The sequence below is a fragment of the Rhizobium sp. 01T417 genome (assembly GCF_056398905.1).
This window is the reverse complement of record NZ_JBFTQH010000149.1, coordinates 1-1,107: the sequence shown is the minus strand read 5'-3', so window position 1 is coordinate 1,107 and position 1,107 is coordinate 1. Positions and strand designations below refer to the sequence as shown.

The 1,107-nt window shown below is 58.3% G+C and carries 1 protein-coding gene; it reads right to left on the bottom strand.

Annotated features, from left to right (window positions below):
- The coding region (locus AC1DPR_RS32080; RefSeq protein WP_477818039.1) for an FUSC family protein at positions 1–1,006 on the bottom strand (1,006 nt) is incomplete at its 3' end.
- Positions 1,007–1,107 lie beyond the last annotated feature (101 nt).

Here is a 1,107-nt window from a genome sequence, read left to right as displayed (position 1 = left end):
CGGCGGACCTTGCCGGATCATCGAGCCGATCGAATGTGCGCTTGTTGCAATAGAGTCCGTCGATCCGAAGGTCTTCTTGCACACACTCGGACAATTCACCCAGGCCCGAAGGCACGCCACCCGCTGATGCCTGCAACTCGGCCAGCGAGTCATCGATGGCGCTCGACACTGACAACACGACTAGAAGACGGTCGTGTAGCGCCCGAAGGATCTGAACTCGGGCGACGCCGTCCACGCTATCGAAGGGCAAATGCGCAGCGAGCGTATGCAATTCCAGCAAGTCCACCGCCGCCCGGGCACGATCTTTGGCCAACACGGTAACCCGCGCCCCGGCGAGCATGTCGCGCGTCCATCGTTCTGTATCCGAAAGGATTGCCGCGACGCGAGCTAGCAAGCGTCGCGATACGCGGCGCGGCAGGATCAAGTTGTGGACAAGCGTGGCGGCCAGAATGCCGATGGAAATTTCCTGGATCCGCGTGATCGCTATTGTGAAGACTTCGCCAGGTGCAGAAACGCTCGGAAATCCGATCAAACTGGTCGTGTATCCCGCCAGCAGGAAGGCATAAGAGCGTGGAATTCGGTCAAGCAGCGCGACATAAAGGCAAAAGCCCATCCATGTCGCCAGCGCCAAGCTCAGCACCAGCGGCTCGTTGGCGAACGTCGGCACTAGCAACACGGTAGCTGCGGCACCTCCTACCGTTCCCAAGAGCCGGAACAGGCCACGGCTCACCGTAGCGCCGGAAAGCGGTTGCGAAACGAGATAGACGGTTCCCAAGACCCAGAAAGGACGCGTCAGGCCAATTCGCAACGACACATACAGGCCGAGCACCGCGGCGGCGAAACATTTGAACGAGAAAAGCGCGGTTTCGAAGTCGTGCTTAAGTGCAGGTTCCTCCAGGAACGCGACGTGCCAGCTCCGCGGCAGGCGATCACGCAACCTTTGCCATCGCGGATAGCTCCGCGAAGCACTCTTCGTGGCAGCACTGTTGAAATTTGATGTTTGCATAGGTCCATCGTATTGATGGGCCGGGACATTTAATTTCGCTACAATGCCAATTTATCTCTAAATCTGGTCAAGTTGATGAGTCGTGCTTCTCTTCCCGGGTT